Below are 4,850 nucleotides of genomic sequence, written 5' to 3' on the forward strand. Positions count from 1 at the left end.
GTAATCCACCGTGATGGGTGCGTGGTCCGAGAACTTTTCGCCCTTGTAGATATGTTCAGCACGCGCCAGCGCCGCGATCGCAGGGGTGGCCAGGTGGTAGTCCAGCCGCCAACCCACGTTGTTGGCATAGGCCTGGCCGCGGTTGCTCCACCAGGTGTAGGCGGTGTCGGTGGCGGTAGGTTGTAACTGACGGTAAACGTCTATGATGCCGCCGCCTTCATCAGTTGTGTGCAACAACTTTGTCATCCAGGCGCGTTCTTCGGGCAAAAAACCACTGTTCTTCTGGTTGCTGCGCCAGTTTTTGAGGTCGATTTGCTGGTGTGCAATGTTGATGTCGCCACACAGGATGAAGTCGCGCTCGGCCTTCAGGCGCATGAGGTGGGGGTGGAACTCCGCCAGAAAGCGGAATTTGGCCTGCTGCCGCTCTTCGCCCGACGAGCCGCTGGGAAAGTACGCACTGATGATCGACAGCTTGCGGGCGGGCGTGTCAAAACGCAGCTCGACGTATCGGCCTTCTGCATCGAACTCTGTCGATCCATAGCCAATGACTACATCCGACGGCACGTGCCGCGTGTAGATGCCGACGCCCGAATAGCCCTTTTTCTGGGCAAAGTGGAAGTGCCCCTGCAGGTCGGCCAGGCGCTCGAAGCGGTTGGCCATGTCGGCGGCCTGGGCCTTGACTTCCTGCACACAAATACAATCCGGCCGCGTGGCTGCCATCCAGCTTTCCACGCCTTTGCTGGTGGCCGAGCGGATGCCATTGAGATTGAGGCTGGTTAACTTGAACAAGGATTTCCCCATGGTGGATGTTGGCGTGCAAACCCCCGAACAGGGCCAGCTGGCGCAGGATTTCGTCCGTTTTGCCGTCGAGTCGGGCGTGCTACGGTTTGGCGAATTCAAGACCAAGGCCGGGCGCCTGAGCCCCTATTTTTTCAACGCCGGACTGTTTGACGACGGCCGCAAGATCGGCCGGCTCGCGGAATTCTATGCAAAAGCCCTGCTGGCCAGCGGCATCGAATTCGACATGGTGTTTGGCCCCGCGTACAAGGGCATTCCGCTGGCTGCCACCGTGGCGGTGGAGTTGGCGCGCCTGGGCCGCAACGTGCCCTTTGCCTACAACCGCAAGGAGGCCAAGGACCACGGCGAGGGTGGGACCCTGGTGGGCGCGCCTCTCAAGGGCCGGGTGCTCATCGTGGACGATGTGATGTCGGCCGGCACGGCCGCCCGCGAGTCCATCGCCATCATCCGCGCCGCCGGCGCCACGCCCCACGCAGTGGCCATTGCGCTGGACCGCCAGGAGAAAGCCACCGAGAATGGCCAGGACGTGGACCACAGCGCGGTGCAGTACGTGCGCAACCAACTGGGCATGCAGGTGTGTGCCATTTCACGGCTGGCAGACTTATTGCTCTTTCTTGAGAAAAATGGGGAAGAGGGGATGCGTTCCCACCACGAAAAGGTGCTGGCCTACCGCCAGCGTTATGGCGTCAATGAGGGGTAGATGGTTTGAGCAAATCGGCGTGGATCATGGGCGGGGTTCTGTTTGCCACCCTGGGCGCTGATTGGGCGCGGGCGCAAGCCCCCGGGACATCCGGCGGCATCTACACCTGCGTGGACCGCAATGGCCGGCGCCTGACGGCCGACCGTCCGATCGCCGAATGCCTGGACCGCGAGCAGCGGGAACTCGGGCCCTCGGGCATCGTGCGGCGGCAAATCGGTCCCTCGCTGACCGAGCAGGAACGCGCCGCGCAAGAGGCGCAGCGCCGCAAGGAGGCCGAAGCCCGTGCCCGCGAGCTGGAAGAACGCCGCCGCGAGCGCGCGCTGACGGCCCGCTATCCCGACAAGGCCACGCACGATGTGGAGCGCGCTGCGGCCATTCAGCTCGTCGATGACGTGACCGCCACCGCCGAAAAGCGCCTGGTCGAACTGGCCCAGCAGCGCAAAGCCTTCGATGTGGAGATGGAGTTCTACAAGAAGGACCCCAACAAAGCCCCCATGGCGCTGCGCCGCAAGATTGCCGAGAACGAAGACAGCATTGCCGAGCAGCAGCGCTTCATTGCCGGGCAGGACCAGGAAAAGCGCCGCGTGCACCAGCGCTTTGACGTGGAGCTGGCCCAGCTGCGCAAGCTGTGGGATGCGCAGCGCATGCCGCTGCCGGGCACAACGCCTGCCAGCGACGCCTCCGCTCCAGCCGCCACGCGGTGAGGGCCGCGCGGGCGGGGCGCAATTCCCTTGCCCTTGGCCTACGACGTCCACCACCCCATTTGAGACGATCTAAACAACAAAGGGCCTCGCGGCCCTTTGTTGTTGGTGTTGTTGCCAGTCGGCTTGCGCGTCAGCCCGCCAGCTTGGCGCGCAACAGTTCGTTGACCTGCGTCGGATTGGCCTTGCCTTTGCTGGCCTTCATGATCTGGCCGACCAGCGCGTTGAAGGCCTTGTCCTTGCCCGCACGGAACTGCGCCACGTTGTCGGGGTTGGCCGCAATCACCTCGTCGATGATCTTCTCCAGCGCGCCGGAGTCGTTCATCTGCTTGAGGCCCTTGGATTCGATGACGGCATCCACTTCGGTCGACTCTCCGGTCCACAGCGCATCAAACACCTGCTTGGCGGCGTTGTTGGAGATCGTGCCGTCGGCAATGCGGCCGATCAATGCGGCCAGCTGCGCTGCAGTCACAGGAGCTTGCTCGATACCGGTCTCCGCCATATTCAGGCGGCGCGACACCTCTCCCATGATCCAGTTACTGGCCAGCTTGGGCTGGCTGCAGGCTTTGGCGGCTGCTTCAAAGTATGCCGCCATGGCTTTGCTCTGCGTGAGCGTGGTGGCGTCGTACTCGGGCAGGCCATAGTCCGCCACAAAACGTGCGGCCATGGTACGAGGCAATTCGGCCATTTGCGCACGTTCATCCTGCACCCACTGCTCTGAAATGTGTAGCGGAGGCAGGTCGGGGTCTGGAAAGTAGCGGTAGTCCGCCGCGTCTTCCTTGGTGCGCATCGCGCGGGTTTCGCCCGTGTCGGGGTCGAACAGCACGGTGGCTTGCTGGATTGCATGACCGTCTTCGATCTGCTCGATCTGCCAGCGAATTTCGTAGTCGATGGCCTGCTGCATGAACTTGAACGAGTTCAGGTTCTTGATCTCGCGGCGCGTGCCCAGCGGCTGACCAGGCTTGCGTACGGACACGTTGGCATCGCAGCGGAAGCTGCCCTCCTGCATGTTGCCGTCGCAGATGCCGATCCAGGTGACGATCTTGTGCAGCTCCTTGGCATACGCGACGGCCTCTTCGGACGAGCGCATGTCGGGTTCGGTCACGATCTCCAGGAGCGGCGTGCCCGCGCGGTTCAGGTCGATACCACTCTGGCCGATGAAGTCTTCATGCAGCGATTTGCCTGCGTCTTCTTCGAGGTGGGCGCGCACCAGGCGCACGGTCTTCTTCTCGTCGCCCAGAAAGAACTCGACCTCGCCGCCCTGCACCACCGGGATCTCGAACTGGCTGATCTGGTAACCCTTGGGCAGATCGGGGTAGAAGTAGTTCTTGCGCGCGAAAATGCTCACGGGCGCAATGTGGGAGCCGAGGGCCAGTCCCAATTTGATAGCGCAGGCCACGGCTTCGCGGTTCATCACCGGCAAGGTACCGGGCAGGGCCAAGTCCACGGCGCAAGCTTGCGTGTTGGGCTCGGCGCCAAAGGCGGTGGGAGCACGGCTGAAGATCTTGCTCTGGGTGGCGAGCTGGGTGTGGGTTTCGAAGCCGATGACGACTTCGTAGCCATGGATCAGTTTGGCGGTCATGTCAGAAGCCCTCCGGACGGCGGAGGTGGAAGTCGGTGGCTTGCTGCAGGCGGTGCGCAGCGTTCAGAAGGCGGGCTTCCTGGAAGTAGTTGCCCAGCAGCTGCAAGCCGACGGGCATGCCGCCCTCGCCAAAACCGGCGGGCACGCTCATGCCGGGCAGCCCGGCCAGCGAGCCGGGCAGGGTGAAGATGTCGGCCAGGTAGTCGGCCAGCGGGTCGTTGCCGTGGTCACCCAGCTTCCAGGCCACGGTGGGAGCCACGGGGCCGGCGATGATGTCGCACTCCTTGAAGGCGTTCTGAAAATCGTCGGCGATCATGCGGCGAATCTTTTGCGCCTGCAGGTAGTAGGCGTCGTAGTAGCCGTGCGAGAGCACGTACGCACCGATCATGATGCGGCGCTTGACTTCGTCGCCAAAACCTTCGGCGCGAGTCTTCTTGTACATGTCCACCAGGTCGGTGTAGTCCTTGGCGCGGTGGCCGAACTTCACGCCGTCAAAGCGGGAGAGGTTGGACGACGCCTCGGCCGGGGCAATGATGTAGTACACCGGGATGGACAGCTGCGTGCGCGGCAGGCTGATGGGCACGAGCTTGGCGCCGAGCTTTTCGTATTCCTTGAGGGCGCCATCCACGGCGGCGCGCACATCGGGTGCGAGACCTTCGCCGAAGAACTCGGCGGGGATACCGATGCGCAGGCCGTCAATGCTGTCATTGAGGTGGGCGCTGAAGTTTTCGGCCGGCACATCGAGCGACGTGGAGTCACGGTCCGGGTCCGGGCCGCACATGGCGGACAACAGCAACGCGCAGTCTTCGGCCGAGCGGGCCATGGGCCCCGCCTGATCGAGGCTGGAAGCGAACGCGATCATGCCGTAGCGGCTGGCGCGGCCATAGGTGGGCTTGATGCCGGTGATGCCGCAGAACGAGGCGGGCTGGCGGATGGAGCCGCCGGTGTCCGTGCCGGTCACGGCCGGGGCCAGTCGCGCGGCAACGGCCACGGCGCTGCCGCCAGACGAGCCACCCGGAATGCGGTCGGTGGCCCAGGGGTTGCGCACGGGGGCGGGGGCATCAAAGCC

5 protein-coding genes are annotated in these 4,850 nt (G+C 63.8%); 2 read left to right on the forward strand and 3 right to left on the reverse strand.

Annotated features, from left to right (window positions below; all coding sequences use genetic code 11):
* The coding region (locus DBR23_RS17140; protein WP_108499051.1) for an exodeoxyribonuclease III at positions 1–789 on the reverse strand (789 nt) is incomplete at its 3' end.
* 10 nt (positions 790–799) lie between these two features.
* On the opposite strand from DBR23_RS17140, the gene pyrE reads away from it, so the two are divergent.
* Both pyrE and DBR23_RS17150 read left to right on the forward strand, forming a co-directional pair.
* On the forward strand, positions 800–1,498 hold the full coding sequence (gene pyrE / locus DBR23_RS17145) for an orotate phosphoribosyltransferase (RefSeq protein ID WP_056057447.1): 699 nt from the start codon (positions 800–802) through the stop codon (positions 1,496–1,498).
* Positions 1,499–1,503: 5 nt separating this feature from the next.
* On the forward strand, positions 1,504–2,202 hold the full coding sequence (locus DBR23_RS17150; protein WP_108499047.1) for a DUF4124 domain-containing protein: 699 nt from the start codon (positions 1,504–1,506) through the stop codon (positions 2,200–2,202).
* 130 nt (positions 2,203–2,332) lie between these two features.
* On the opposite strand, the gene gatB is transcribed toward DBR23_RS17150, so the two are convergent.
* Both gatB and DBR23_RS17160 read right to left on the reverse strand, forming a co-directional pair.
* On the reverse strand, positions 2,333–3,781 hold the full coding sequence (gatB, locus tag DBR23_RS17155; protein WP_108499048.1) for an Asp-tRNA(Asn)/Glu-tRNA(Gln) amidotransferase subunit GatB: 1,449 nt from the start codon (positions 3,779–3,781) through the stop codon (positions 2,333–2,335).
* A 1-nt stretch (position 3,782) separates the two neighbouring features.
* The coding region (locus DBR23_RS17160; RefSeq protein ID WP_233250522.1) for an amidase family protein at positions 3,783–4,850 on the reverse strand (1,068 nt) is incomplete at its 5' end.

It is taken from the genome of Acidovorax sp. HMWF018 (assembly GCF_003061035.1).
Classification (GTDB): domain Bacteria; phylum Pseudomonadota; class Gammaproteobacteria; order Burkholderiales; family Burkholderiaceae_C; genus Acidovorax; species Acidovorax delafieldii.